Source organism: Cupriavidus pauculus (assembly GCF_008801835.1).
Lineage (GTDB): Bacteria > Pseudomonadota > Gammaproteobacteria > Burkholderiales > Burkholderiaceae > Cupriavidus > Cupriavidus pauculus.
The window spans coordinates 1-2,540 of sequence record NZ_VZOW01000079.1 but is presented as its reverse complement, the minus strand read 5'-3'; the positions used below and the strand labels follow the sequence as shown (position 1 = coordinate 2,540).

Here is a 2,540-nt window from a genome sequence, read left to right as displayed (position 1 = left end):
CACACTGGAATGGGTAGCCTGGTTCAACCATCATCGGCTGATGGAACCCCTTGGCAATATCCCGCCCGCCGAAGCTGAGGCAAACTACTACAGGCAGCTTCAAATCCCTGCCGCTGAACCGCTATTACTTAAACCAACCAGCCTCCACGGTTCCCGGGGCGGTTCATTAGTGTCCCAGACATAGTTTGCACGAACTATTTTTCCTTTTGGTACGTCCGCGCATGTCAGGTTTTCAGGGCTCTGTGCCCAGGCAGGGGTAGCGGCGAGGACTACGCCAGCCAGCGCTAGTTTCAGCTTTTTCAATAGATGGGCTGATGCGTCCGTGTTCCGAATCCGGAAGCGGCTTCTGAGTGTGTGCAGCAAGACGGCGACACCCCGCCCAACCTTGAAAGCTTGCATCTTTCGACCCTTCCCGTATGCGCGCCTAACGAAGCGCCGCGTTGTTTAGGGCGAGTCTAAACAATGCCGTGTCGCCAGGTGTATCGTAAGATGCATACGAGGTATAAGTCGAGTTAAAATCCGATACGCACTTTGGGTGCCGCTCGCAAAGTTGGGCGCGCCGCTACTGGCGCCTCTGCTCGGTCGTCCAGCGGCCTCGTGAACTATGGTGGCCCGCGAACGCTGACGTTCCGCCCCTCGAAAAGTCTGTTGTGCGACCTTTATTTCCCCCTAATGCTTAGGGATCGAATGCATCGATGGCCGCATAGCGCAAATTTTCGGCCATCGATGGCAGAACACTGAGTGACTCAGAAGGGTCGTCTTCTGCCCGACGCGGGCCGGCAGGCACGCTCGGTTACGTCCAGCGTCGGGCCGCATGCGGCTGCGCATTCAACCGTTCGTCGAAACGCTCCTTGGACGATGCCTCTTACCGAGGAATCAATTGCGACTGCCCGGGAGTCTTAGAAGAAAGTGTCCTTAGACCCTCTGATCCGTACATCTGCAGCGCGGTGCCATAGCCGAAGTAGACGCCGCAGATATATTGCTTCCTAGACGGGTCGGCACCCTTCAGTTTTGAGCCGAGTTCGATTTCACGCACGCTTCCGAGACTTGCTTCGACTTGCCCTGACTCAACAAGCTGCTCGACCTCGGCAACGTATTGGTCAGGAACAATTGTCCGCAATGCACTGACAGCCGCATCGTAGCGTTCCCCCTTACCCCGATCCTGCGTACAAGCTCCATTTGATGCTAGCTCTTTCAAGTACGAGCCGGCCAGGTAGTTGGTGACGTGAGCGGTCAGACGCGCTTTCTCGTCGTAATGGGAGCTTTGAGCATTGGCTGTGAGAGATAGGGCGATGGCGGTGGCCGCTACTGTCCTCAAGATACCCACTCCTCTTGCCATTCCTATGCCTATGCCCATCGCAGCCATAATGTTATCCAGAGTTGTCGATACGGAGCAGTTGACGGCTCTTTGCTCCGAAAATTGAGCTGATGATGTCTTCGTACAAGCGACTGGTCTCCGCACCTCACAAACGGCTCCTCAACGAGGCGGTCTGATTGTCCGATTCGGAGAAATCTGGCAGGCCGCTAAGGGTCGACTACCGAAGTCCGGCCGGGCAGCGGAACCTAGAGGCCGACGAGCTTCCGGCTTCGGCCAGAAACGGTCTCTCACGAGCGGCCGGTTTAGGGCAAAGTGGCGGTTTAACTGTTGGAGCCATCGCGAATGCACCTGATAAGAGTCGACAGGGATCGGCCCGACTTCAGAGTCTTTATCGACTTACTGTTCGGCCACGGATGGGACGTCGATACGGAAGGGAATTCTCATCCGGTCAACAGTCGAGCATGGACTTCGCTGTACATCGCAGATCGAACGCGCGGCGAGCCCCCCGTGACGATCGAAGCGAGTGACGATGACCCTCAAGTCTTTCAGGTTGAGTCGGCATCGGCTCGCCTAGAAGTGCTTGCGGCGCTTTATCTTTTCCTGTACAGCGGTTCCGCCATAGTCGCTCCAAAGGGGTCGCTCGATAGCGTCCAACAGCTCGCGCTGCAGGCCCGCTACTCCACTGAACTTCGGCGGGCGGCGGATTCGCTCTGGCATCAGGCGTCGGACAGCAATCCGTATCCGAATTTGACTGCTAATCGGCGCTGAGATCAGCGGTCCCAGGGACCGCTCAGGGTCGGAAGTCGCCTCTGGCGCCGACAAGCTCGCTGTCGCGATAGACCGACGTCCGAGACCGCCAATTCGAGTCAATGGCCTGTCCAATCTCGGCGGCAGGTTGGCCAGACTGATCTGCCGGCAGTCCAGGCGGTCGAGACGGACCGGTGGCTCGTGCGAATCCGGGCAGGCAAATCGATTCATTGCTCTCCCTGAGCATCCCACGACCCGGGCTATCCCCAGAGCGGCGTCGATCCGGTTACTTGGTCCTATCGGGTCGCGAGCGGCATATACTCCTTAGAACGTGAGTTTCGCTCACACTGTGCATAAGCAGCTTTCGTGATGCCGAAAGCGTGGGGATTTGAGCAAGAACGGTGATGGACGCTGGAGGGGTTCCCTCAGGGAGCGTGCATGCACGCGCCTGAGGGAAGATGTCGCCTTTATTGTG

General features: G+C 57.6%; 2 protein-coding genes and 1 pseudogene. 2 read left to right on the top strand and 1 reads right to left on the bottom strand.

Annotation, left to right across the window (positions count from 1 at the left end):
- Nucleotides 1-184: pseudogene (locus F7R19_RS30075) on the top strand (hypothetical protein); the annotation flags it as partial.
- 681 nt (nucleotides 185-865) lie between these two features.
- Here the strand turns inward: F7R19_RS30075 and F7R19_RS29390 are convergent.
- Nucleotides 866-1,318, bottom strand: coding sequence for a hypothetical protein (locus F7R19_RS29390; protein ID WP_150982956.1), 453 nt, complete (start codon nucleotides 1,316-1,318; stop codon nucleotides 866-868).
- Between the two features lie 507 nt (nucleotides 1,319-1,825).
- Between F7R19_RS29390 and F7R19_RS29385 the strand changes: the two genes are divergently transcribed.
- A complete protein-coding gene (locus F7R19_RS29385; RefSeq protein WP_150982955.1) occupies nucleotides 1,826-2,086 on the top strand; it encodes a hypothetical protein in 261 nt (86 codons plus the stop codon).
- Nucleotides 2,087-2,540: the final 454 nt, after the last annotated feature.